The sequence below is a fragment of the Actinoplanes palleronii genome (genome assembly GCF_016862315.1).
Taxonomy (GTDB): domain Bacteria; phylum Actinomycetota; class Actinomycetes; order Mycobacteriales; family Micromonosporaceae; genus Actinoplanes; species Actinoplanes palleronii.
On sequence record NZ_BOMS01000088.1, the window covers coordinates 42,773 to 64,708 of the forward strand.

The following is a 21,936-nucleotide window of genomic DNA, read 5'->3' on the forward strand; positions in this document are numbered from 1 at the left end:
CCCGATCGGGGCTGTCGGATCGGGCCGGGATTTGGTCATAGTTGTCGGGAAGTTGCGGGCGTTCTGATCCCGGATCTGTCGAAGGGTCAACTGGTGGATCTTGATATTTTGGCGGTGACCGCGGCTGCCGCAGTGGTGCAGGCGGCGAGCACCGACGCGTGGACCCTGGTGAGCGGCAAGGTCGCCGGACTGCTGAGCCGCGGCGACCGGAGCCGGCGCGACGTGGTCGAGCACCAGTTGCTGCACACCCGCGAGATGCTCGGCTCGTCGCCGGGCAAGGAGTCGGCCGCCGCCGAGGAACAGCTGTGGGCGATGCGCCTGGCGGACCTGCTCGCGGAGCGCCCGGAGACCCGGCCGGAACTGCAGAACCTCGTCGACACACAGAAACCGCGGCCGAACGTGACGATCGGCCCCCACGCGTTCGTCGTCATGGGCGACCACAACCAGGCGCACCAGACGCATCACCATTACGGACCGTCGTCCCCGCCGCAGTGACCCGCCACGACGTGGACACCCGGCTGCGGCTGACCGACCGGATCTCCCGGATCGGCCTGCAGGACTGGATCTTCGGCGGCAGCGGCAAACGTCTCGCCCGCGCCGTCGCCGCGGTGGAGGCCGGGTTCGCGACCCCGCTGCCGGCCCGGCCGGTGCTGCGCCGCTACCGCCGGGCGCTCCGGCTGGCGCTGCGGGCCGACCCGCGCGAGGCGGTGGGCCTGGTCCGCCGCTACCACGCCAGGATCCCGGCAGACCGCTACCACGAGGCTTTTCGTACGGGTGACGCCGGCTGGCTGGCCGGCCACGTGGTCGACGGCGACCAGCACGCGTTCGCCGTGGTGCTGGAACTGGCCACCACGCTGTGCCTGCCCGACCTGCAGCAGCGCGCCCGGGACCGGATGTCCGCGGTTCTCGGCCGGTCGTCGGACGTGAACGAGGTGATCGGGCACCTGCGGCGCTGGTCGCAGCTGCAACTGCTGGACCTGGACACCGCGACCCGGGTGCTGCGCGGCTGGCTCGACCGCGCCACGCTGGAACGCGACGACCAGGTGTGGCAGGCGTTCTTCGGCGAGCTGCCGCAGTCGCAGGTGCCGGACCTGTTCGAGGTGCGCTGCTTCGTCGGCCGCGGCGTCGACGCGGTACGCCTGGCCGACGGCAGCGTGCCCCGGCTGCGTACCGCGGTGGAGGTCTGCGCCCGCTCCTCCTCGGTGATCGACGTGGACGCCGGCCTGGGCGCGGCCCGCCACCAGCGCTGGAGCGTCGAGGTCCGCAACCTGCTGGTGCGCCGCGGTGACCTGCTGGTGGCCGACCGGCTGTTCAACGAGGCGCTGCTGTCCTACCAGGAGGCCGGACGCGCGGACCGGGTCAGCGAGTGCCACGAGATGCGGGGCCGTCACGGCAGCGCGTTCGACACCTGCCCGCTGCACCTGACCGACCGGCTGATCCGGCTGGCGGCGCTGTGCCAGGACGACGTGCACGAACTCGCCGACCAGGGCGACTTCGCCGCCGCCATGAACCGGATCCGGGCCCTGCTCGGCCGGCTGGAGCAGGCGGCGCACTCCGCCGACGTGCTCGAACGCGACGGCGCGGCCGACGTCGTGGCCCGGTGCCGGACGGCAGTGGCCAGTCAGCGCGACGACGTCCTGAAGGCCGGCCGGCACCACTTCGGCGCCACCACCCCGATCGCGCACGCCGCGTGGAGCCGGTTCGAGGAGGCCGCCGGTGACCTGCTGATGGCGGCCCAGCAGGCCGAGGCCGCTCAGGAGTCGCACCGCGCGGCCCGGCTGTACCGCGACTGCGGGCAGTTCGGCCGCGCGGAACGCATCCACCAGGACGACACCAGCGTCGAGGCGCTGCGGGACCGGGCCGAGACCCGCAAAGCCGCCGGCGACGCGCTCGGGGCGGCCCAGATCCTCCAGCAGACCGCCGACTTCGACGCCGCCGCCGATCTCTACCTGCAGGCCCAGGAGTACGACGCCGCGATGGCGTGCCTGCACCAGCTGCACACCGACCGGGTCGTCGAGGATCCCCGTACCGTCGCCTGCCTGCGCGGTGGCGGCGACTACGAGCAACTGGTCGCGCTCTGCCTGCGCTCGCTCGCCGGTGGCAGCGGATCGGCGCGCGAGGAACTGCGGCTGCTGCGCGCCGACCCGATGGTGCCCGCCGCGCTGCACCAGGACATCGACACCGCGCTGCACGAGCTGGAAGCCGGCAAACGCGAGGCATTCGTACGGCTGGCACCCGGCTGGGTCGCGCAGGCCCGCGACGAGACCGACCGGCGCTTCGCCGGCATCTGGGGGCTCGACCTGGGCACCAGCACCTGCGCCGTGGCCGTCTTCGACACCGTCACCGACCGCGCCGTGCTCTGCCCGACCGAGGCCGGCGAGCACCTGTTCGCCGCGACGCTGAGCCGCGACGTGCACGGCGACGAACTCGTCGGGCTCGCCGGCGAGCGACTGCTCGCCGGGCGGCTGGTCGGTCACATCGCCGCGGCCAAACGCGCGATGGGCACCGACCGCACATTCGCCATCACCGACCGGGAGTACCGGCCCGAAGAAGTCGCGGCCCGGCTGATCAGTCACGGTCGTAGCGTTGTCGAACGGTTCCTGGCCGAGCGGGTCGCCGCCCGCGTCGCCGAGCTCGCCCGCGCGGAGCTGGGCCCCTTACCCGAGGAACTGCTCGCCGCGGCGGCACAGCGGCACGACCTGCGACTGTCGCGGTCCCGGGTGCTGGTGACCGTCCCGGCCTACTTCACCAACAACCAGACCGCGGCCACCCGGGCGGCCTGCTCGATCGCCGGGGTCGAGCCGGTGCTGCTGCTGCACGAGCCGACCGCCGCCTGCGTCGCGGCCTCCCTGCAACACCACCTCAACGGCGCGGTGGTCGTGATCGACCTCGGCGCCGGCACGCTGGACGCCAGCTACGTCGAGGTCGTCGACGGCGTGCACAACGTGCGGCAGGTGCTCGGCGACACCCAGTTCGGCAGCATCGACTTCGACCAGGCCATCGTCGAGGAACTCGTCGCCCGGCTCGGCCGCCAGGGCATCCAGGCGCCGGCGAGCGGACCGGCCCGGCAACGCCTCGAGGTCGCGGCCGAACACCTGAAGATCACCCTGTCGTCGGTCTCGGAGGCCGAGTACGTGCTGGTCGGCTACGCCGGCGACCGCGACGTCACGCTGACCCTGTCGCGCACCGACCTGGCCGGCGTGCTCACCGCCGCGCTGGGCCGGCTGCACCGCATCTGCACCCAGCTGCGCGACGAACTGCCCGGGACGCCGCAGCACCTGGTGCTCGTCGGCGGGCCGATGCAGTCGCCGCTGGTGCGCGAGGTGGTCGAGAAGGTCTTCGGGCTCAGCCGCACCGGCATCCAGGATCCGCGCACCGTTGTCGCGTGCGGGGCCGCCCTGCAGGCCGCCGTCATGGACGGCAAACTCCAGCAGCGACTGATCCACGACGTGACCCCGTTCTCGCTGGGGATCCAGGTCGCCACCGGGACCGGCACGCAGGAGTACTCCAGCATCGTCGAACGCAACGCCCGCATCCCGGTGACCCGGTCCGCGATGTACACCACCCACACCGACCGGGCGACCAGCGTCCGCATCCAGATCTTCAACGGCGCGGTCGACAGCAACTTCCTGATCGGTACGTTCTGGCTCGAAGGCCTGCCCCCGGCGCCCCGGGGAGTCCCGAAGATCGAGGTGACGTTCACCATCGACGAGAGCTGCGTGCTCGAGGTGACCGCCCGGGAGATCCAGACCGGGATCGTCGCGGGCATCAAGATCACCGACAGCACCCTGCTGGCGCCCGCGGAGATCGACGCGTTGACCCGCCGGCACCGCGAACTCGCCCTGCAGCAGGACCTGCGACAGGCCGGTGAGCGGCTCCGCCGGGAGCTGCGGGCCCTGGTCGCGACGGTCGCCGGGCGCGACGTCGATGCGGCCTGGCAGCGGTTCTGCGACCGCAAAGCCGCCCACCGGCCCTCGGCGCACGCCGACGCGGACACCCAGCGGACCCTGATCGAGGTGTTCCGGGACGCGAACCAGACCAGCATCGACCTCGACCTGGTCCGGGTGCCGCTGCGCGACCTGCTGACCAACGCCCGGCAACACCTGGACCGCCCGCCCGCCGATCCGGCCGGGGACCTGGCCACCGGGCAGCACCTGCTGCACGCCGTCCAGCGGCACCTGCCCCGGCTGGACCCGCTGCTGGCCCGGATCGCTCGGTGGAACGCCACGCTGGCCCGGCTCACCATGGCCGACCCCGACCCGCTGTGGCGCTTCCGCGCCCAGCACGACACCCGGGAGTACGCCCCGGCGCTCGACTCGCTGCGCGCCTACGGCGGACGGCTGAGCGACCCGCAGGACGTCACCCGGCACCTGCGGTGCCTGGCCGAGACCGGGCACGCGGACACCTACCGCCGGGTGCTGGCCGCGAACGCCGCCGTGCTCGGCCTGGTGCTGCCCGACCCGGACCGGCCGGAACGGTTCCTGGACCCGGTGCGCGACGCGCTGACCCGGGTCGAGGCCGCCGGCGGTCCGGCGGCGATCCGGCTCCAGAGCCCGGCCGGCACCGACCTGATCCGAATTGGCCATCCGAAGCTGCTGCGCGTCGGCGACCGGGTCTGGGCCGTCCGCGAGCACGGTGCGGCGCCGCTCACCGCGGTCGCCGGTGTCGTCAACCGGTTCGGTCCGGCCGACGGCACCGGCGCGCGGACCTTCGCGATCGAGATCGAGGGCCCGGTCGCGGACGGCCCGCTCTTCAACGACCTCGGCGAACTCGTCGGCCTCCGCACCGGCACCTGCGCGGTCCAGGTGGGCGGCCACGCACCGGCACGGTGACGTGGCGGCCGAGCGGGATCGGCGCCTCGGAAAGCACGGTGGACTTCCCGACCTTCACCGTGACGGCCGGCCGGTAGCGCGGCCGGCGGTCAGAGACGGATCCAGCAGTTCAGGGAGTCGCCGTGCGACTACGTCGCCCGCCGCACCAACGAGGCCGCTCAAACGCGAGATCATGCGCAGCTGAAGCGCTGGATCAGCAGACAGCTCTTCCGAACGCTGAACGGCGCCAACCCGGCTATCAGCAGCACGTGACAGCTATAGAAGCATCTTTATGAAGGTGGATGCCGTCACCAGTGTCGATGGCCTTGTCGGCACCCCCTGCCCGGCGAGCCGAGTAGGGGGTGCCGACCACCCGCTTTCAGGAGAGGGTCGGGCCCCGGGTGTTGATGTCGTGTGAGTCCATGGCGACCGGCAGTGCCTTCTTGTGGATTTTCATCGCTGCGTAGCTCGACGGCATGGGGCTGTGGGTCAATGCCTCAGCAATGGCGATGATCACCATCAGGGAAAGGGTTACGGTGAGCGATATCAATGCGATCTTGATGCGTCCGGCAGGAGCGAGGCTCGCCAGCGCCGCCGACACGAGGGCGAGGGTCAACACGATGACCGCGAGTTCGCCGACTTTCATTCATCCTCCTGGATTTGGCCTGAGGGATGTCATTCCCCTCCCCCTCTCAACGACCGCCAGCAGGCGAGGAAGCGTGCCCCAGTACGCCACGAAAGGGGTACTAGTCTTGTTGGAAAGTACGACTTATTGCGCTCCTGCGCTCAGGTGATAGGTGACGCGCTGCGCGACATCTATCGTGTGACGGTCCGGGATATCTGCAGCTGTAAAAGTACGATTTTTTGGCATCACTTGCAGAGGTTTGAGGGGACCCTTGGTGTTGGACGCTGCGGAGCAGGGGCGCGAAGGAAAGAAGTTCTACACGGCTATGCGCGGATTCGGGAGGTGGATCGCGACCGGCAAGCGTGGCGGGGCGGTGCGAAGCCTCGAGGATGTTGCTCGTGAGTTCGGAACCACTCGTGCGATGGCTCGGGACATCTGTCTGATCCTGCAGGCCAAGGGCATGGTGCAGATGAGGCAGCGGGTCGGCGTAACCATCCAGCCGATGGAGAACTGGGATTCGCTCAGCCGAGATGTGATTGCTTGGCGCATGCATGCTGACCGATGGACACAGCTCAGTGAGCTAACCGAACTACGCCTGGGCGTCGAACCGCACTGTGCACGGCTCGCAATTGAGCGTGCATCCTCGAGCCAGAAAGGCAGCCTGCGGAGGCTCGCGGATGATCTCCGTGTTGTCGGTGAGCGCTGGATCGCGGCTGACGAAGCGGTGGCCAACATCGACCGCGATTATCTCGATCTTGACCAGCAGTTCCATCGTACGATGCTGGCCGCGTCTGGTATCGCATTGCTGCGCGCCCTCAGCCCGGCATTCGATCTGGCCCTGGAGGTCCGAAACGGTAGTTTCGACTCCACAGACCAGGAGTCCGCAACGCCGCCGCAGCGGGTCTCACTTCTCCTGCACGAAGCAGTGGCGGCAGCTATCTATGACGGTCACGCAGATGAAGCGGAACTTTGCGCGGCATCGATCCTTCACGAGGTCCGGGGCAAGCTAACCTCGGACCTCGTGGACCGGTTGAAGGTGGCACTGGTCAAACTCCACCTTTACACCCCGGAGAACCAGGCAATCCTGACGGCAGCACGGCAAGACGACCTCTGGGCAGTCCCTTCTGCGGTCGGCCCCGGTCTCGCGGCCGGCGGGCTTGTTCCCGGCCAGTCGACGGTGTCGCGAAGGATCGCATCGTCTGCTGAATAAGTCCCAGGGTTTGCGCTACCCGCCATGGGCTGGGACGACGCGGTGCGGGGGCCTGGGTCTTGGCGGATCTGCCGGGTCCAGGGCGGCGATCACGGCGTCGACGGTGGCTCGGGACGGCAGGGCGCCGACGAGGACGTAGATCGGATGCAGGTTGAAGGCGCCGACGTTGTCGTTGACGGTCGGCATGGCGGCTCCCGGGGACGGGGTGACCCGGCCGGCGACGCTGGCGGCCGGGTCACGAAGGCGATGGGTCAGCGGGCCGCGGCGGTGATCACGGCGGTGATGGCGGCCGGGTTGCTGACCATCGACAGGTGCGGGGCCTTGATCCGCACAACCCTGGCGCCGGCGCGGGCGGCCATCAGTTCCTGCTCGGCCGGCGGGATGACCCGGTCGGCCGTGCCGATCACGTCCCACGCCGGGATCGTCGTGTAGGCGGGCGTGTTCGGCGACGGCTCGCCGAGTGCCGCGCCGGAGAGCGGCCGCTGACCGGCGGCCAGGCGCGCGGCGGTGCGGGCCGGGACGCCGCCGGCGAAGATGGCCGGGAACGCGGTCTGCTTGATGTAGAGGTCGGCGCCGACCTGGTCGAAGACGGTGCGGTCGCCGAGCGCCGATCCGGGGCTCTCGCCGGTCAGGCCGTTCACGGTGTCGCCCTGGCGGGGGACGAACGCGTCGACATAGACCAGCGACGTGACGTCCGGGTCGCCCGAGGCGGCGTTCGTGATCAGCATGCCGCCGTAGGAGTGGCCGGCCAGCACGATCGGGCCGGTCAGATGGTCCAGGTAGGCCTTGAGCGCGGCCGAGTCGGCGGTCACGCCGCGCAGCGGGTTGGCGAAGACGATCACGGCGTAGCCCGCGGCCTCCAGGCGCTCGGTCACGCCGGCCCAGCTGGAGCCGTCTGCCCACGCGCCGTGCACCAGCACGATCGTCGGCTTGACGCTGGTCGAATGGTGAGTGGTCGAGGCGTCGGCCGAGGCGGCGACGGTGACGGACAGGGCGACCGCGGTGATCGCCGCCAGGGCGGTACGGCGCAGTTTCATGATGATCCCCCGATTACTTGACGACGACGAACTCGAGCAGGGCCTGGTTGACCTGGTCGGCGTGGGTCCAGATGATGGCGTGCGGACCACCTTCGACGGACAGGTGCCGGGCGTCGGGCAGCAGCGTGCGCAGGCGCTCGCCGGTGGCCGGCGGTGGCAGGATGCGGTCCTGGTCGCCCTGCATGACCAGCACCGGCACGTCGATGCGGGGCAGGTCGTCGCGGAAGTCGGTCAGCCACGCCTGGATGCACGCGACCACGGCGATCGGGGAGGCGAGCAGGGCGGTGTTCCAGCTGGCGCGCAACCGGTCCGCACTGACCCTGGTCCCGCCGTACACGTCGTAGTTGTAGAAATCGTTGAGGAAACCGGTCAGGAAGGCCGGGCGGTCTCCCGCCGCGGCCGAGGCGAAGCCGTCGAAGAGCGCCTGCGGCGCGCCGGGCGGGTCCTCGTCGGTGGCCAGCAGGAACGGCGGCAGTGGGCCGAGCAGGGCGGCCCGCGCGATCCGGTCGCTGCCGTAGGTGGCCAGGTAGCGGACCACCTCGCCGGTGCCCATCGAGAAGCCGCCGAGCGTGACGTCGGTCAGGTCGAGGGCGGTGAGCAGCTGGTTCAGGTCGGCGGCGAACGTGTCGTAGTCGTAGCCGCCGGCCGGCTGGCTCGACTGGCCGAAGCCGCGCCGGTCGTACGTGATGACCCGGTGCCCGGCGGCGAGCAGCGCGGCCTCCTGCTTCTCCCACGAGGCCCCGTCGAGCGGATAACCGTGGACGAGCACGACCGCCGGGCCGTCGCCGTGATCCTCGTAGTGCAGCTGGATCGGGCCGGAGCTCTCCCGGCCCACGTCGATGAACGGCATCTGGTCTCCTGTATCTGCCGAGCCCGGACGTTCCGCGGCTCGGTGGATTCATCAGACCGTCGGCCCGGTCCGGGCACATCACGCGAATGCGGTGGGGAGATCGCCGCAGCGGGCCGGCCGGGGGTCGCGCGTTCACGCGATCGACGCCGTTTTGTCCATCTGTTCTACTCAGGAAGGAGCAGGTGAGGGAGGTTCTGGTTGTACTTTCATGTGACGGCGGCGCTCGCCGATCCGGCATCCGCGCGCGCCTTCGAGGCGGCCGGGCCGACATGGCGGGAGCTCAGGGACGAGAGGGTGATCATCGGCTCGTGGCGGTGTGTCGACGGGACCGGCATCTACCTGATCGTCGAGGCCGGTGACGGGGACGAGGCCCGGCGCTCGATGTCGCGGCTACCGTGGGTGCTCGACGGGACGGTGACGCTCTCGGTGACCGCAGTCGAGATCATTTAGGAGCAGCCTGATCCCGTACGACGTTGGCCAGCTGCACCCGCGATCGGACGCCGAGCTTGCCGAACACCGCCCGCAGGTGGGTGTTGACCGTGTTGGGGGAGATGCCGAGTTCGGTGGCGGCCGACCGGTTGGTGTGCCCGGCCCCGATCAGGTGGGCGACCAGTTGCTCGGTGTCGGTGAGCGACCACCAGCCGGTCAGCGAACGGACGGCGGCCGGTGTCTCCCGGCGCCGGCGGACCCCGAGGCGGGTCAGTGAGGTGGACGCCGCCCGGACGCCGGCCTCGGCGCCGGAGCGCGCGTAGAGATCGGCGGCCTCCTCCAGCAGCGGCACCGCGGCGCTCTGGTCGCCGGCCATGACGAGCAGGTCGGCGTGGTCGGTCAGGGCCCGGGCCAGCAGCAGTGGTCGCGGCCCGCCGCGCAGGATGGTGACCGCGGCGTGCAGCTCGCCGGCGTCGCCGTCCAGCATGCCGCCGACCTGCCGGGCCGTGCCGGTCCAGCTGGCCACCTGCTCGTTGTGCCGGGCGACCAGGCGGGCGTCCTCGACGATGTGCTCGGCCAGCGGCCGGTTCCCGGCGCGCAGCGCGATGTCCAGCAGCAGCGGCGACCAGGACGGCGACCACTGCGACGAGCAGTAGCCGTTCCGGTAGGCGGCCACGATCGGCATGATCATGCGGACCGCCGCGGTGGTGTCGTCGCCGCGCAGCGCCGCGGTCGCGTGCAGGATCCGCAGGCCGGTGGACCATTCGACGACCGGCGACGAGGGCAGGTCGCTCGCGGTGAAGTCGAGCGGGCCGCCCTGGTGCAGCCGGACCTCGGCGAGCACTGCGCCCGCGCCGACCCGGTGCGCCGCGACCTGGGTCTCCGGGGCCTGCCCGGCCAGGGCCAGGGCCAGCGCGCCGGCCGTGGTCAGCCGTCCGAGGTCGAGTTCCTGGCGGGCGGCGGCCAACATCACCGAGGCCTGCAGGTGCCCGAAGTCGCCGGCCGCGATCGCGCCCGCGCCGACCGCTTCCAGCAGGGCCGCCGCCTCGTCGAGCCGGTCGACGTCCTGCAACGCGCGAACCCGCTCGGCGGTCGCGGCCGGTGCCGGGGTGACCGGGGCGGCCACCGCCCGCCAGGCGTCCCCGAAGCGGGACAGCCGGCGCGCGGCGACCGCACGGGTGCTGGCCACGGTCTGACGCGTGGCCGGGTCGGCGGCGCTGTCCTCGAGGAGCTGTTCGGCCCGTACCGTCAAATCTTGCAGGGACTTTCTCGGCCCGGCCCCCGCTGCCGCGGCGATGGCCAGCGAGTCCAGGCGGGTACGGTCGGCGCCGGTGACGCGAGCGTCGGCGAGCAGCGGCGTGGCCCGTTCGGTCACCGCGTCGTAGCGGCCGGCCGCGACCAGCGAACGCATCGCGGCCAGATGCCACCACAGGCCCGGCTCGATCGTGGTCAGACAGGGACCGCTGGCCGCGGCCAGCACCGCGTCGGCGATGGTGACCACGTCGCCGTGCCGCTCGACGCCGGCCAGGATCTCGGTCGCGGTCCGCGCCAGGTCGCGCATCGACGCGCTGGACAGGTCGGCGACCAGCGTCCACCCGCAGCGGGCCAGCACGGCCGCTCCGGCCGGGTTCGCCGCGACCCGCTCGGCCGCCGTGCGCAGCACCCGGCGGGCCAGGCCGACGTCGCCCGCGGCCTCGGCCAGATCCAGGTGGGCGGCGGTCTCGGCCTCGCCGCCGGGCCGGTCGAGCAGGATGTCGGCGCAGCGCCGGTGCCGGGCGCGCCGGTCGGCCGCGTCGATCTCGGCGTAGACCGCGTCGCGCACCCAGGCGTGCGGGAACGCGACGGTCTCGCCGGCGCGGGTCAGCACGCCGCCGGCCCCGGCCTCGCGCATCAGCTCCACCGCCCAGCTGGGATCGGGCCCGCCGAGCAGTGCGGCCGCATCAGCCGTCGACAGCGGGCGCCCCCACACCGCGGCGTGCCGGACCAGGTCGACCGCGCCGGCCGACAGGGCGCCGAGCCGGCGGCGGACGGTGGCCCGCATCCCGACCGGATCCAGATCGTCCGGCCCCGGCGGCGTGGCATCCGCGGTCGTCAGCCCGCGGACCAGCTGATCAGCCCAGAACGGGTTGCCGCCGGCCGCGCCCAGCACCTCACCGGCCGGCACCGTGCCGAGCCGATCCCGGGCCAGCTCGTCGATGTCCGGGCCGGTCAGCGGCCGCAGCACGATCCGGGCGACGGCGGTGGCCGCCTCGGCCGCCTCGATGGTCTCGTCGAGCACCACTGTCGACAGCGTCCGGCTGGTCAGCATCCAGGTGACCGGCACGGCGCTGAGCCGGGCCGGCAGCATCTTCAGCGCGAGCCGGGTCAGGTCGTCGGCGATGTCGACGTCGTCGATGGCCACCAGCAGCGGCGTGGCCGTGGCGGAGGCGGCGAGCAGCTCGGCGATCCGGTCGATGAGCCAGATCGGCCGGTCGTAGAGCGAGGCCAGCTCGCTGAACGTCGTGCTGTCGAGCAGCGGCTCCGGCCCGGAACGCAGCGCGATCAGCAGCGCCGCGCCGGGAATCGCCCGGGTCTCCGGTCCGGCCTGGCCCATGCCGACCCGGAAGCCCAGTGAGCGGGCCTCGTCGGCGACGGCCCGGGCGAAGGCGCTCTTGCCGATCCCGGCCGCGCCGGCCACCGTGACCACCGCGCCCTGCCGGGTCCGGGCGACCCGGCGCAGCGTGCTCAGGGCGTGCGCGATCTCCGCCGACCGCCCGCGCAGCACCAGGCGTGCCATGGGTCCACATCCTCTCCGAGACGCGACCCGGACGTTATTCTGAACCGATCGGTCCGGCAAGCCGGAATGACTAACGTCCTAACCGGAGACCGGCTTCCCCGGCGATCGTCTCGGCCAGCTCGATCGCCCGCGCGGAGTCCATCCGGGACGTGGCGATCAGGCCGAGGTGCCAGGCGGTGAGCACGTCGGCGTGCCGTTCGGCCTGCTCGTTGGCCCGGGCCGCGTGCTGGAACGCGGCCCGCAGCCGGGCCTGGAACTCCAGCACGGTCGCGGTCGCCGCGTCGTCGAGATGGCGCAGCTCGGCCGAGGTGTTCAGGACCAGGCACCCCCAGGTCGAGCCGGCCCGGAAGTAGTCGGCGAAGGCCCGGAAGAACGCGACGATGTCGTCCGGGCCGGCATCCGGGCGTTCGAGCGGCGCGAGGAACGGGCTCATCACCGTGTCGATGTAGTCGCGCAGGGCCCGGTCGAACAGGGCTCGCTTGCTGCCGTACGTCTCGTACAGGCTCGATTTGCTCAGCCCGGTGGCGCTCTGCAACTGGGCCAGGGAGCTGGCGACATACCCGTTGGCCCAGAAGACGTCGCGGGCCGCGGTCACCACGGCCGCGTCATCGAACGCCTTGCTCCGCGCCATGATCGCCAGGCTACCTGCGGGGAATCACGCGTCCGCGTGACGTACGCAAGCGTCGGTCGTCAAAAGCCCGGCGGGCGCCCTCGCGTGTTCAGGGGATCCGGCATCCGCGGCCCGTTGGTGAGCTTGACGCATGCAGATCGAACGCACACCTGTCGTGTTCATCCACGGCCTCTGGCTGCACGCCGCCAGCTGGACACCCTGGCTCGAGATGTTCCGGGAGGCCGGTTACGACCCGATCGCGCCGGGCTGGCCGAACGAGCCGGACACCGTCGAGGGTGCCCGGGCGAACCCCGACGCGGTCGCGAACACCAGCATCGACGACGCCGTCGGGCACTACGCCAAAATCATCGCCGAGCTGCCGGTCGCCCCGATCATCATCGGACATTCGTTCGGCGGCATGGTCGCCGAGAAGCTGCTCGGTCAGGGCGTCGGCGCCGCCGCGGTGGCCATCGACCCGGCCCAGATCAAGGGCGTCCTGGCGCTGCCGCTGGCCCAGCTGCGCTCGGCGCTGCCGGCCCTGAAGAATCCGGCCAACCTGCACCGATCGGTGTCGCTGACCCGCGACGAGTTCCGCTACGGCATCGGCAACGCGCTCACCCCGGAAGAATCCGATGCGCTGTACGACGCGTGGGCGATCCCGGCGCCGGCTCGCCCGCTGTTCCAGGTGTCCGCGGCCAACTTCGCCCCGCACTCCGAGGCCAGGGTCGACACCGGCAATCCGGACCGCGGTCCGCTTCTTCTCATCTCGGGCACGAACGACCACACCGTCCCGGACGCCAGCACGCGGTCCAGCTTCCGTCAGTACCGGGACTCGGCGGCGGTCACCGAGCTACGCACGTTCGAGGGGCGCGGGCACTCGCTGACCGTCGACCACGGCTGGCGCGAGGTCGCCGGGGTCGTCCTGGAGTGGCTGGCCGGGCAGGGGCTGCGCGCATGATCGAACACCGGATCACTACCGGTCGGGGCCACGTGTTCGCCGAGGAGTATCCCGGCGACGGACCGGCGATCGTGATGACCCACGGTTATCCCGACGATTCGCGGATCTACCGCAAGCTGCGGCCCGAGCTAGCCGGACGCCACCTGGTGACTTTCGATTTCCAGGGGTACGGGCGGTCCGCGCGGATCGTGGACGGGTCGCGGGAGAACGACCTGGCCGCCGTGATCGAACAGCTCGGGCTGGACCGCCCGGTGCTGGTCGGCCACGACTCCGGCGGTCCCGTGGTGATCAACCACGCGCTGGACAATCCGGGTCAGGTGAGCCGGCTCGTGCTGCTCAACACGTATTTCGGGGCGTCGCCGACACTGCGCTTCCCGGAGTTCATCCGGCTGCTCGCCGACCCGGCACTGACCGGGCTGGCCGACGCGGTGCTGGCCGACCCGAAGATTCTCGGCTGGATGCTCACCTTCACCGACGGCCACCTCAACCCCGGCCCGCCCGACCCGGCGGGTGTGGGGGCGACGGCGATCCTGCCGCAGTTCTACGGCGAGGCCGGGCGTCAGAGCGCGGCGATCGCGGCGATCCGCGGGTGGACCGCGGAGCTGTTCACCGACGTGGCCGCGCAGGAGATCCGGATCGCGGCGGGGGAGCCGGCCAAGCTCGACGTCCCGGTCGACGTGGTGTTCGGGGCGGGCGACCCGTACTTCGACGACGGCGTCGCCGGGCACCTGTGGTCGCTGTTCACCGGCGCGCGGCGGCACAAGGTCGAGGGCGCCGCGCACTGGCCGCAGTGGGACCGGCCGGGCGCGGTCGCCGCCGTACTGAAGGATCGGTCATGACCGCCCGGACCAGCCCTTATCTGAGTTTCGGCGGCAACGCGCGCGAGGCCATGGAGTTCTACCGGTCGGTCTTCGGCGGCAACCTGCGGATCGTGGCCAACGCCGACATGGGCACGTCGCCGGACGACCTGGTCGCCCACGCGACGCTGATCGGCCCGACCGGCGTGGTGCTGTTCGGCGCGGACACGGCGGTGCCCGCGCCGGGTGCTGAGGTCGCGCTCGGTGGTGACGCGACCGAGCTCGGCGAGTACTGGGAGCGGCTGGCCGCCGGGGGCACGGTGACCACGCCGTTCGGCCGGTCGCCGTGGGGCGCGCTGTTCGGCCGCTGCGTCGACCGCTACGGCGTCGCCTGGCTGGTCAACGCGACCGGCTGACGCCGCGGTCAGGCCGGGCAGTCGCCGGTGTGCGGGGCGACCGAGAACTCCCCGGACCTGATCGGCCGCCCGCAGGCCTGGCAGCGCACCTCGGCGACGAACACCTCACCGCAGACGTCGTGGATGAAGTCGACCGTCGGCACGTCGTCGTCGCGGTACAGGTCGCCCCAGCGTTTGAGCACCAGGATCACCTGCCCGAGATCCCGGCCCTTCCGGGTCAGCTCGTACCCCGTGGCCGCGCCGTCCTGCGCGGCCCGGGGCTGCAGGATCCCCGACTCAGTCAGCTTGCGCAGCCGCGCCGACAGCACGTCCTTGGGTGCGCCGACGGCCCGGTGGATCTCGGTGAACCGTGCCGCGCCGAAGGCCAGCGCCCGCACGATGTGAAGCGACCACCGGTCGTCGATCGCGGCGAGTGCGACGGACAGCGCATCCGGCAGCGGTTTGATTTTCAAACCATCCGCGCTACTGTTCTTCTGGTTGGACATTCAAACCACTCTAGTCGAGGAATCCGACATGTCATCACCTGCCACGAGTCCCATACCGTCCCGGGACACTGAGCACGCGGCCTGGCTGGCCCTGGTCGTCACCGGTCTGATCATCGGCATTGCGTTCATCGCCGTGTATGTCGGCCTGCAACGCGACCCGAAGCCCCGGCACCTGCCGATCGCGGTCGTCGGCGCCCAGCTGAGCACCGCCCTGCGGACCGGCCTGGGGGAGTCCGTCGAGATCACCCAGGTCGCCGACGCGTCGGCCGGCGTCGAGGCCACCCGCGCCGGTGACGCCATCGGCGTGCTCGACGCGACCTCGCCGGCCGCCGTGCGCTTCCAGTACGCCGGCGCCGCCGGCTTCAGCGAGAGCGGCGCCGCCCGAGCCCTGGTCGCCGGTGCGGCCGCGCACGCCGGACTGACCGTGCAGGAGAGCGACATCGTGCCGCTGGCCCGCTACGACAGCCGCGGCCTGTCCGCAATCTACGTCGTCTTCGGCGTCACGCTGTCCTCGTTCGTCCTGGCTCAGGGCCTGACCGGCGCGGCCGCCAAGGTTCGGCTGCGCCACCGGCTGTACGCCATGGGCGGCTTCGCCGTCGCGATCGGCTTCGGCGCCGCGATCGTGGCCGGCCCGATCTACGGCTCGCTGGCCGCCCCGTTCCCGCTGCTCGCCCTCTCGCTGACGCTGCTCTCGGCGGCCAGCGCGTTCGCCACCAAGGCGCTGGGTGCGTGGCTCGGCCCGGCCGGCATCGGTCTGGCCGTGCTGCTGCTGACCACCGTCGGCAACGCCACCAGCGGCGCCACCATCGGGTACGACCTGCTGCCCGGCTGGGCCCAGGCGGTCTCGGCGATCCTGCCGCCGGGCGCCGCGGTCCGCGCCGTGAACGAGTACGGGTACTTCGACGGCTCGCACGCCGTATCGTCGCTGGTGGTGCTGGCCGCCTGGTTCGTGCTCGGGCTCGGCCTGGTCCTGCTCAAGCAGTACCGCACCGACCGCCCGGCCACCGCCGCCCCGGCGATCGCCGAGCCGCAGCTGACCGCGCAGGGGGCGTGATGAGCACCGTCGAGAACCTGATCGCGCGCAACGCCGGCTTCGCCGTTCAGCAGTTCGTTCCCGGACTGAAGATCAACCCCTCCGGCCGTACGATGGTGATCGGTTGTGTCGATCCTCGGGTCGACCCGCTGCTGGTCCTCGGCCTCGAGCCCGGCGAAGCGGCGATCATCCGTAACGTCGGCGGGCGGGTCACCCCGGCGTTGTTCAAGACGATGAAGATGCTCGGCCAGGTCGGCAAGGCCAACGGCGGCGCGCCGGGCGGCGACTGGAACCTGATCGTGCTGCACCACACCGACTGCGGGATGACCGACCTGGCGGCGTTCCCGGACCTGCTCGCCGAGTACTTCGAGATCCCCGCCGACCGGCTGCCGGACAAATCGGTCAGCGATCCTTTCGGCTCGGCCCGCCTCGATGCCTCCCTGCTCGCGTCGCCGGACTCGCCGGCGCACGGCTGGCACGTCACCGGCTTGGTCTACGACGTCGAGACCGGCTTGGTCCGCCGCACCGATGCCGATGCGTGAGCCCGGCGACCCGGGGCCGGCGGTGCCACCGCCGGCCCCGGCCGGCTGACGCCGAATGGCTGACACGGTGCTCAGGGCCAGCGGTGAACATGGATGTTCCGCCAACGGCTCGCGCCCGTAGGGCCTTGTCGGGCGCCGCTGGGCCGGGGTTCGGACGTGCGGGCGCAGGGCGCCCGGGCGCGGTGCCCGGCCGTCAGCTGCGGGCGTTGCGAAAACGCTCGACTATCGCGGCCAGCACGTCCATTTCGGCGGTCAGTGCCGCCCGCCCGGCCGGGGAGATCGCCGCCCAGGTGCGCGGCCGTTTCCCCTCGTGTCCCTTCTCGATCGCGATCAGCGACTGCCCGGCGAGGGTCTCCAGGTGCCGGCCGAGGTTGCCGTCGGTGAGGCCGAGCAACCGCTTGAGATAGGAGAAGTCGGCGCGGCCCGCCTCGTCAAGCACGGTGAGAAGAGCGAGCCGGGACTTCTGGTGCACCAGCTCATCCAGCTCAAGCGCAGGATGCGACGCCGGCCCGGAACCGGGAAGCAAGTCAGGAACAGGAAGCGCTCCGGACTCGGGATGTCGCATCGGAGCGGCAGGCGGCCCCGGCTCGAGCCGCGACGGGGGGCTGCTGAGCGTGCCCAGTCATCCGATGGTCCTCTCGCGTCCGCGCCACACGAGACCCAGCACGATCAGCGCTACCCCGCCGGCGCCCATCACCACGGGGTGCAACCAGCCGCCGGGCACCGGGCCGCCGAAGGCACACCCGGCGATCATCACGGTGCCGATGATGCCGGACCGGACCGCGAGCGGCCGGTTGCCCTGCCGCACGGCCAGGACGGTCAGCACTGTCGCGGGCCAGAGCAGTAACTTCGTGAACGGGAAGAACCACACGATATTTCCGGCGAGGACGACGGCCGCCAGAAGGACGGCCGCTTTCCCGTACGAGAAAGGACCCGCACCTACCCCCGTGCACCTGCGGCGCACCCGGTCGATACCAGTAAGCGCCAGAAGTGCAACCAGTATGCACAGCGGCATGTTGCGGCAATGGCTGTCGCCGACCGCAAGCCGAAGATCCGAGTCGAGGCCGTCGAGGGCCGGCTCCATGGCGATTCCATGGTCGGGGACTGGCCCTTTCCGGTCGGTGGTCCCGGCACCCTGCTCGGCCTGCCCAGGACTGCCCTGCCCCGGCTGTGAACCAGGTGAAGGGCAGGGTGACCGCGTGGGAGGCGGGTCTGCCGGTCGGCCCGCGGCGAGTAGGCTGATCGTTCGTCATCGGACGGGGGAGGCCGGCGTGGACTATGGCGACAAGCTCTTCTGGCTCTCGGTGGTGATTCAACGCAAGTACGCGCAGATCTGCGCCGAGCTCGACCTGACCCCCTCGCAGGCCACGCTGCTCTGCGCCGTCCGGAACGAGCCGCGGCAGATGGCTGACCTCGCCGCCGCGTTGGGCATGACCAAGAACGCATTGAGCCAGCTGGTCGATCGCACCGCGCGGCGCGAGTTGGTCGGCCGGGCAAGCTCGGCCCAGGACCGACGGGTCGTCATGCTCAGTGTGACGCCCACGGGGAAGGTGCTCGCCGAGGCCGTCTACGCCGAGGTCGCCAAGCGCCTGCCCGAGATCGCGAGCAACCTCGGCGCCGACGATCAGCGTGATTTCGAGCGCGTGGCCACCGCCATCGTGGACACCTCGGACCTCTCTCCGCCCACATCGAGCCAACCCCTCGCACCGTGAGGTCCCGCTGCACCCGCACCTTGACGATGTTCATGCCGTGAACTAGTTTCGTTCACGCCATGAACTAGTGAAGGGTGGCAGCGGTGAGCACACAGACGATCGGCACGATCGCCGTCTTCGGAGCGACGGGGCAACAGGGCGGGGCGGTGGTCGATGCGCTGCTGGACCACCGGGCGCGGGTGCGGGCTCTGGTCCGCAACCCGCAGTCCGGCCCGGCTCAGGCGCTGGCCGCCCGCGGCATCGAGCTGGCGGCCATCCGGATCGACGACCCGGCGTCGCTGGCCGCCGCGCTGGCGACGGTCGAGGCGTTCTACTTCATGACCCCGGAGGCGAACAGCCTCGACGAGGTCGAGGCGGAGATCCGCGTCGGCACCGCGCTCGTCGACGCGGCGGCCGCGGCGCGCGTCCCGCACGTCGTGTTCAACTCGGTCTTCGGAGCGGACCGGGAGACGGGTGTGCCGCACCACGACTCGAAGCGCCGGATCGAGCAGCACCTGGGGAAGTCCGGCCTGAGGGTCACGATGGTTCGCCCGACCGCGTTCATGGAGGGCTTCGCGAGCGTGATGGCACCGGGCCTGGAGCATGGGGAGATCGTGCTGAGGCTGCCGCTGCCGGCGGACGTCGCCCTGAAGATGATCTCGATCAGGGACATCGGCCGGGTCGCCACCGCGCTCCTGCTCGACACCGCGGCGGCGCCCGGCGGAGCCGTCGAGCTCGTCGGCGACGAGCTGACCGGCCCCCGGATCGCCGCGGCGTTCGGCGCGCGCGCCGGGCTCCCGGGACGCTACGAGGCCCTCCCGTTGAGCGTGCTTTCCAACGACCTCGACAGGGCGATGTTCCGTCAGTTCGCGGAGGCGACGGACTACCCTTCGGACCTCGCGGTGGTGCGCTCGATCGAGCCGGCCACCCTGGACCTGGTGGGGTGGATCCGAGCTACCGGCTGGACCGCACCCGCGAGCGTGGCTGGCTCCTGAGCCTCCGGCCGCGATGAACGCCCCGCTGCCCCTGTTCTAGGGCCTGCCCACGCCGGCACCCGCGGTGACGGTGGCCTTCACCGTGGCCGGGGCGTCCAGGGTGTAGGAGTAGTAGGTCGAGGGCTCCTGCACGGTGCCGCTGCAGACCGGGGTTCCGGACTCGCCGGTGAAGACGTTGTTGCGGGCCACGCACCGGCCGGCCGGTCCGGCGTAGGTGTTGGTCACCGGCTCCTCGACGTCTTCGAAATAGTTGCCCTCGACCAGGCAACCCGCGGTGTTCTGGCAGGCCACGCCGGTGTCGGTGTTGTAGAAGTAGTAGTTGTTGTAGACGTGCACCGGCTCGCCGAAGCGGACCCGCGGGTTGCGTTGCGGCGTCGCGTCGAACCAGTTGTGGTGGTAGGTGACCTTGAGCCGGCCGGTGTCCTGCGCGCCGTTGGCGTCGTCGTGGCCCAGCAGCATGTTCTTGGTGTGGTGGTGGGTGTGGTTCCACGACACGGTCACGTAGGACGAGCCGCGCTTGATGTCGATCAGCCCGTCGTAGCCCTGCGCCAGGTCGTTGTGATCGATCCACACATGATGCGAGAACATCTGTACGTTGATCGAGTCGTCACTGGCGTTGCGGAACGTCAGGTTTTGGATGATCACGTTGCGGACCGCGTCGGCGGGCGGGGTGGTCACCGCCGAGACCGGCAGGCCGATGTTCAGCCCGCCCCCGGTGATGCCCGCCGTCGAACCCACCCCGACGATCGACTTGTTGCTGGTCACGTCGTACATCCCGGCGGGCAGGGTGATCGTGCCGGTGACACAGATGGTGAGCGGCCCGACCCGCGCGAGGGCGGCCAGCAACTCGGCGGCGGTACCGACGGCGACGACCGGTCCGCCGGCGCCACCGGTCGTGCCGTTCTGGCCCCACGCGTCCACGGTGGCGAAACCGGCCGGCGCGCCGGTGACCGCGCACGTCCCGGGTGTCGGGGGCGGGGTGCTCTTCGGCGGCGTCGAGGAGCTGGGGCTCGGCGTGGGTACGCCGGTGTCCACGGTGACGTCGTCGTAGGTGGCACTCGCGTATGCGGCGACCAGCCCGATGCGCCCCGACCCGAACGTGCTGTCGGTGGCCTGCAGCAGCGGCGCGCCGTCGACCGTGCCGCGCAGTGTGGTGCCCTGCACGCTCAGGGCCAGGGTGTGCCAGGTGCCGGTGGCGGCGCCGGCCGCGGCGGTCGCCAGCACGGTCGCCGTGCCACCGGAGACCTTCTGCAGCTGGGCGGCGCCGCTGCCGGTCAGGACCAGGGCGTAGTACGCGGTCGAGGACTGGACGCGGGCCGCGACTCCGATCGTACGATCACCGGTGGTGAAAGCGATCGGTTTGACGCGGACCTGGAGCGTGTAATCGGTCCAGGTTGCGGTGCCGGCCAGGATTCTGGCGTTGGCGCTGGTGCTCGACTGGCGCAGGGCGGGGGAGCCGTCGGTGACCACCGACCAGGAGCCGCCGGACCGGCTCCAGCCGTTGGCGTCGCCGTCGTCGAACGTGTCACCGAAGACGGTCTCGGCGTGGGCCGGAGCGGTGAGCACCGAGCCGAGCAGCGCGGCGGACGCGGCCACCGCGACCCCGGCGACGATCCCTCGCATGCGTGTCATGGCTGATCCACCCTCGGGTAGGAAGCGCTTTCCCGCTGCTTAGCAAGCCGACCATAAATTCAGCCATCGGTGGAGGTCAATGCTTTGGGTTTGCAGGAATGTTGCAGCCCGGCCCGATCAGTACTTGGTGTAGCGGGCCCAGTCGTAGCCGGCGGTCAGGGTGTGGCCGGGGTAGGTGAAGGGCTGCAGCCAGCTGTCGACGCCGATGCCGGGCCAGAGGTTCATCATGATGCGCTGCGGGTGGGTGGGCAGCGGCCCGCGTGAGCCGTTCTCCTGGTGCACGAGCCGCCCGTCGACGAACCAGTTGATGGTGCCGCCGTTCCACCACTCGAAGGCGTAGTCGTGGTAGCCGGCCGCGGCGTCGAAGCCCAGATTGATGACGGTCTCGTGGCCGCCGACCCCGTTGGTGAAGTAGTTGAGCTGCAGCTGGGTGGTGTTCTTGCCGAGGATCTCGACGTCGATCTCGTCCCAGGGCTGGCCGTCGCTGGGACCGGTGTAGGTGAAGAACGAGGTCACGGTGCCCGGGTTCTTGACCGCTTTCAGGCGGGCTTCGAAGCGACCGTACGAGTACAGGTCGGTGGTGCGGTACTCGCCCGCGGCGTACGGCTTGCCGGAGCAGCCGCTGGGGCAGGAGCGGGTGTCGAGGCTGAGGTTCAGCAGGCCGCCGCCGACGGTGGCGTGGTCGGCGCGCCAGCCGGCGTTGAACATCGACCCGTTGCTGTAGCCGTCGGCCTTGTACCAGCGGCCGGTGTCGAAGGTGTCGAAGTTGTCGACGAAGCTGGGGCCGATGGCGGCGTGGGCGGGGGTGGCGCCGGGGCCGGTCAGGGTGGCGACGAGGCCGAGGACGAGGCCGGCCAGTGTCGTGGTTCGAGCGTTTCTCATCGACGTCTTCCGTTCTGCCGGGGGATGGGGGAGTCACCTGAATGGAAGCGCTTCCAGTTAATTACCTCAATGTAAATTTTGTAACCGCGCGGTTAACGCTTGTCAAGGAGTAGCTGGCTGCCCTCCTGCAGCCCTGACATCGGGTGGCGTCCGGAAA

Annotated in this window: 22 protein-coding genes; 11 read left to right on the forward strand and 11 right to left on the reverse strand. The window is 71.1% G+C overall.

All coding sequences use genetic code 11. From position 1 onward, the window contains the following. The first annotated feature begins 93 nt into the window (after positions 1-93). Together Apa02nite_RS27765 and Apa02nite_RS27770 are read left to right on the forward strand one after the other, a co-directional pair. Complete coding sequence (locus Apa02nite_RS27765; RefSeq protein ID WP_203827602.1) at positions 94-495, forward strand: hypothetical protein; 402 nt, start codon at positions 94-96, stop codon at positions 493-495. Continuing rightward, positions 492-4,832, forward strand: a complete 4,341-nt coding sequence (locus Apa02nite_RS27770; protein ID WP_203827603.1) for an Hsp70 family protein — start codon at positions 492-494, stop codon at positions 4,830-4,832. Before Apa02nite_RS27765 ends, Apa02nite_RS27770 begins: the two co-directional genes overlap by 4 nt. Before the next feature lie 358 nt (positions 4,833-5,190). Here the strand turns inward: Apa02nite_RS27770 and Apa02nite_RS27775 are convergent, their stop codons facing one another. Continuing rightward, entirely contained in the window at positions 5,191-5,457 is a 267-nt protein-coding gene (locus tag Apa02nite_RS27775) for a hypothetical protein (protein WP_203827604.1), read from the reverse strand. Between the two features lie 253 nt (positions 5,458-5,710). Between Apa02nite_RS27775 and Apa02nite_RS27780 the strand changes: the two genes are divergently transcribed. Then, positions 5,711-6,646, forward strand: a complete 936-nt coding sequence (locus Apa02nite_RS27780; RefSeq protein WP_203827605.1) for a FadR/GntR family transcriptional regulator — start codon at positions 5,711-5,713, stop codon at positions 6,644-6,646. Positions 6,647-6,661: 15 nt separating this feature from the next. Here the strand turns inward: Apa02nite_RS27780 and Apa02nite_RS27785 are convergent, their stop codons facing one another. From Apa02nite_RS27785 to Apa02nite_RS27795, 3 genes are all read right to left on the reverse strand, one after another. Next, a complete protein-coding gene (locus Apa02nite_RS27785) occupies positions 6,662-6,832 on the reverse strand; it encodes a hypothetical protein (RefSeq protein ID WP_203827606.1) in 171 nt (56 codons plus the stop codon). 65 nt (positions 6,833-6,897) lie between these two features. Then, entirely contained in the window at positions 6,898-7,683 is a 786-nt protein-coding gene (locus Apa02nite_RS27790) for an alpha/beta fold hydrolase (RefSeq protein WP_203827607.1), read from the reverse strand. Between the two features lie 13 nt (positions 7,684-7,696). After that, positions 7,697-8,533 carry an alpha/beta fold hydrolase gene (locus Apa02nite_RS27795; RefSeq protein WP_203827608.1) on the reverse strand — a complete coding sequence of 279 codons (837 nt, stop codon included), beginning with the start codon at positions 8,531-8,533 and terminating at the stop codon, positions 7,697-7,699. Between the two features lie 198 nt (positions 8,534-8,731). On the opposite strand from Apa02nite_RS27795, the gene Apa02nite_RS27800 reads away from it, so the two are divergent. Beyond that, positions 8,732-8,983 carry a hypothetical protein gene (locus Apa02nite_RS27800; RefSeq protein ID WP_203827609.1) on the forward strand — a complete coding sequence of 84 codons (252 nt, stop codon included), beginning with the start codon at positions 8,732-8,734 and terminating at the stop codon, positions 8,981-8,983. On the opposite strand, the gene Apa02nite_RS27805 is transcribed toward Apa02nite_RS27800, so the two are convergent. Further along, on the reverse strand, positions 8,976-11,738 hold the full coding sequence (locus Apa02nite_RS27805) for a helix-turn-helix transcriptional regulator (RefSeq protein WP_203827610.1): 2,763 nt from the start codon (positions 11,736-11,738) through the stop codon (positions 8,976-8,978). The two genes, Apa02nite_RS27800 and Apa02nite_RS27805, sit on opposite strands and share 8 nt — an antisense overlap. A gap of 70 nt (positions 11,739-11,808) precedes the next feature. Next, positions 11,809-12,369 (reverse strand): TetR/AcrR family transcriptional regulator, encoded by a 561-nt coding sequence (locus Apa02nite_RS27810; RefSeq protein WP_203827611.1) that lies wholly within the window; start codon positions 12,367-12,369, stop codon positions 11,809-11,811. Positions 12,370-12,499: 130 nt separating this feature from the next. Here Apa02nite_RS27810 and Apa02nite_RS27815 point away from each other — a divergent pair, with 130 nt between their 5' ends. Genes Apa02nite_RS27815 through Apa02nite_RS27825 form a run of 3 tightly spaced genes read left to right on the forward strand, consistent with a single transcriptional unit; the run spans position 12,500 to position 14,519 of the window. Next, entirely contained in the window at positions 12,500-13,306 is an 807-nt protein-coding gene (locus Apa02nite_RS27815; RefSeq protein ID WP_203827612.1) for an alpha/beta hydrolase, read from the forward strand. After that, positions 13,303-14,145: an alpha/beta fold hydrolase gene (locus Apa02nite_RS27820; RefSeq protein ID WP_203827613.1), complete on the forward strand. Its 843-nt coding sequence runs from the start codon at positions 13,303-13,305 to the stop codon at positions 14,143-14,145. The genes Apa02nite_RS27815 and Apa02nite_RS27820 overlap by 4 nt, the downstream gene beginning before the upstream one ends. Continuing rightward, on the forward strand, positions 14,142-14,519 hold the full coding sequence (locus tag Apa02nite_RS27825) for a VOC family protein (protein ID WP_203827614.1): 378 nt from the start codon (positions 14,142-14,144) through the stop codon (positions 14,517-14,519). Before Apa02nite_RS27820 ends, Apa02nite_RS27825 begins: the two co-directional genes overlap by 4 nt. A gap of 8 nt (positions 14,520-14,527) precedes the next feature. Here Apa02nite_RS27825 and Apa02nite_RS27830 read toward each other — a convergent pair whose 3' ends face one another. Next, complete coding sequence (locus Apa02nite_RS27830; protein ID WP_203827615.1) at positions 14,528-15,004, reverse strand: winged helix-turn-helix transcriptional regulator; 477 nt, start codon at positions 15,002-15,004, stop codon at positions 14,528-14,530. Positions 15,005-15,032: 28 nt separating this feature from the next. Between Apa02nite_RS27830 and Apa02nite_RS27835 the strand changes: the two genes are divergently transcribed. Together Apa02nite_RS27835 and Apa02nite_RS27840 are read left to right on the forward strand one after the other, a co-directional pair. Then, positions 15,033-16,058 carry a hypothetical protein gene (locus tag Apa02nite_RS27835; protein WP_203827616.1) on the forward strand — a complete coding sequence of 342 codons (1,026 nt, stop codon included), beginning with the start codon at positions 15,033-15,035 and terminating at the stop codon, positions 16,056-16,058. Continuing rightward, positions 16,058-16,579, forward strand: a complete 522-nt coding sequence (locus Apa02nite_RS27840) for a carbonic anhydrase (protein ID WP_203827617.1) — start codon at positions 16,058-16,060, stop codon at positions 16,577-16,579. The genes Apa02nite_RS27835 and Apa02nite_RS27840 overlap by 1 nt, the downstream gene beginning before the upstream one ends. Before the next feature lie 193 nt (positions 16,580-16,772). Here the strand turns inward: Apa02nite_RS27840 and Apa02nite_RS27845 are convergent, their stop codons facing one another. Continuing rightward, on the reverse strand, positions 16,773-17,051 hold the full coding sequence (locus Apa02nite_RS27845; protein ID WP_239164619.1) for a transcriptional regulator: 279 nt from the start codon (positions 17,049-17,051) through the stop codon (positions 16,773-16,775). A 150-nt stretch (positions 17,052-17,201) separates the two neighbouring features. Continuing rightward, positions 17,202-17,663, reverse strand: a complete 462-nt coding sequence (locus Apa02nite_RS27850) for a hypothetical protein (protein WP_203827619.1) — start codon at positions 17,661-17,663, stop codon at positions 17,202-17,204. Between the two features lie 187 nt (positions 17,664-17,850). Here Apa02nite_RS27850 and Apa02nite_RS27855 point away from each other — a divergent pair, with 187 nt between their 5' ends. Both Apa02nite_RS27855 and Apa02nite_RS27860 read left to right on the forward strand, forming a co-directional pair. Then, positions 17,851-18,291 carry a MarR family winged helix-turn-helix transcriptional regulator gene (locus Apa02nite_RS27855; protein WP_203827620.1) on the forward strand — a complete coding sequence of 147 codons (441 nt, stop codon included), beginning with the start codon at positions 17,851-17,853 and terminating at the stop codon, positions 18,289-18,291. 83 nt (positions 18,292-18,374) lie between these two features. Continuing rightward, positions 18,375-19,265: an NmrA/HSCARG family protein gene (locus tag Apa02nite_RS27860; RefSeq protein ID WP_239164620.1), complete on the forward strand. Its 891-nt coding sequence runs from the start codon at positions 18,375-18,377 to the stop codon at positions 19,263-19,265. A 36-nt stretch (positions 19,266-19,301) separates the two neighbouring features. Here the strand turns inward: Apa02nite_RS27860 and Apa02nite_RS27865 are convergent, their stop codons facing one another. Both Apa02nite_RS27865 and bglS read right to left on the reverse strand, forming a co-directional pair. Then, positions 19,302-20,897, reverse strand: coding sequence for a pectate lyase family protein (locus Apa02nite_RS27865; protein ID WP_203827621.1), 1,596 nt, complete (start codon positions 20,895-20,897; stop codon positions 19,302-19,304). Between the two features lie 117 nt (positions 20,898-21,014). Continuing rightward, on the reverse strand, positions 21,015-21,779 hold the full coding sequence (gene bglS / locus Apa02nite_RS27870; protein ID WP_203827622.1) for a beta-glucanase: 765 nt from the start codon (positions 21,777-21,779) through the stop codon (positions 21,015-21,017). Between the last annotated feature and the right edge of the window lie 157 nt (positions 21,780-21,936).

What these genes read in the sequence shown, in the direction of transcription:
- Apa02nite_RS27775 (WP_203827604.1), bottom strand. Translation starts at nt 5,457, where the DNA reads ATGAAAGTCGGCGAACTCGCGGTCATCGTGTTGACCCTCGCCCTCGTG.
- Apa02nite_RS27785 (WP_203827606.1), bottom strand. Translation starts at nt 6,832, where the DNA reads ATGCCGACCGTCAACGACAACGTCGGCGCCTTCAACCTGCATCCGATC.
- Apa02nite_RS27790 (WP_203827607.1), bottom strand. Translation starts at nt 7,683, where the DNA reads ATGAAACTGCGCCGTACCGCCCTGGCGGCGATCACCGCGGTCGCCCTG.
- Apa02nite_RS27795 (WP_203827608.1), bottom strand. Translation starts at nt 8,533, where the DNA reads ATGCCGTTCATCGACGTGGGCCGGGAGAGCTCCGGCCCGATCCAGCTG.
- Apa02nite_RS27805 (WP_203827610.1), bottom strand. Translation starts at nt 11,738, where the DNA reads ATGGCACGCCTGGTGCTGCGCGGGCGGTCGGCGGAGATCGCGCACGCC.
- Apa02nite_RS27810 (WP_203827611.1), bottom strand. Translation starts at nt 12,369, where the DNA reads ATGGCGCGGAGCAAGGCGTTCGATGACGCGGCCGTGGTGACCGCGGCC.
- Apa02nite_RS27815 (WP_203827612.1), top strand. Translation starts at nt 12,500, where the DNA reads ATGCAGATCGAACGCACACCTGTCGTGTTCATCCACGGCCTCTGGCTG.
- Apa02nite_RS27820 (WP_203827613.1), top strand. Translation starts at nt 13,303, where the DNA reads ATGATCGAACACCGGATCACTACCGGTCGGGGCCACGTGTTCGCCGAG.
- Apa02nite_RS27825 (WP_203827614.1), top strand. Translation starts at nt 14,142, where the DNA reads ATGACCGCCCGGACCAGCCCTTATCTGAGTTTCGGCGGCAACGCGCGC.
- Apa02nite_RS27830 (WP_203827615.1), bottom strand. Translation starts at nt 15,004, where the DNA reads ATGTCCAACCAGAAGAACAGTAGCGCGGATGGTTTGAAAATCAAACCG.
- Apa02nite_RS27835 (WP_203827616.1), top strand. Translation starts at nt 15,033, where the DNA reads ATGTCATCACCTGCCACGAGTCCCATACCGTCCCGGGACACTGAGCAC.
- Apa02nite_RS27840 (WP_203827617.1), top strand. Translation starts at nt 16,058, where the DNA reads ATGAGCACCGTCGAGAACCTGATCGCGCGCAACGCCGGCTTCGCCGTT.
- Apa02nite_RS27850 (WP_203827619.1), bottom strand. Translation starts at nt 17,663, where the DNA reads ATGGAGCCGGCCCTCGACGGCCTCGACTCGGATCTTCGGCTTGCGGTC.
- Apa02nite_RS27865 (WP_203827621.1), bottom strand. Translation starts at nt 20,897, where the DNA reads ATGACACGCATGCGAGGGATCGTCGCCGGGGTCGCGGTGGCCGCGTCC.
- bglS (WP_203827622.1), bottom strand. Translation starts at nt 21,779, where the DNA reads ATGAGAAACGCTCGAACCACGACACTGGCCGGCCTCGTCCTCGGCCTC.